General features: G+C 60.1%; 1 protein-coding gene. It reads right to left on the bottom strand.

What is annotated here, in order from left to right; genetic code table 11:
- Positions 1-146: 146 nt before the first annotated feature.
- On the bottom strand, positions 147-734 hold a 588-nt coding region (locus U9977_RS24675), incomplete at its 5' end, for a hypothetical protein (RefSeq protein WP_322751673.1).

Here is a 734-nt window from a genome sequence, read left to right on the forward strand (position 1 = left end):
AGCGGATGCAGGCTTAACCGAAATGATCAGTGCGGCTTGCTCCTCGTCCGCACAAGCACCAACCGTTACTCGCTGTCACTAGCGGTGATGTTGGCTGGCTGTGCGTGTCGGCGTGTCGGCTACCGGATCAACCCGACCGATCCGGCTCAGCTGCTGATCGATGGCGGTGGTTGGAGCGTCGGCCCCAGACGTGTCCACCGAAGGCGGGGCGGGTTGGCGGCTCCAACATCCTCGGCGAGTTGGTGCCGTAATTCGCTGGCGAGTTCACGTAGAGCCTGCGATTCAACGGCCGACAGCGGCGAGTCCGTCGGGATGCTCGGGTTGCCCTCGCTCGTGGTTTCGACGAGCGTGTTCAGTAGCTGCATGTAGAGGTTCTTGGCCGCGGGGGTGAGGAACATTCCGCCAGCTTCCTCCCCGAAATACCATTCGTGAAACTCGTTGCGAAACCTTAGGAGGTCCTGTCTTGTAGGCGCTTCAGCTGACAGCCAGTATCGAGGGAGGCATTTGGAAACGTGGAACAGATGCTGATATCGATTCAGCCTCTTGTCTCGAAGTGTCTGGTCGTATGAATGCTCAAGTTCGAGTTGCATCGCGGAGCGTGTCGTCAGGTATGTGGCGACAGCGCCGGCGAGCGCGCCGAGGAATGCACCGACAAGCCCGATGAGGACCGTCACAATGCTCTCCCCCTTGGTGATGCAGACCGCCAGCGCCTGGCCCATGCCTCGTCTCTTATA

The sequence above is a fragment of the Protofrankia sp. Cas8 genome, from assembly GCF_963555845.1.
Lineage (GTDB): Bacteria > Actinomycetota > Actinomycetes > Frankiales > Frankiaceae > Protofrankia.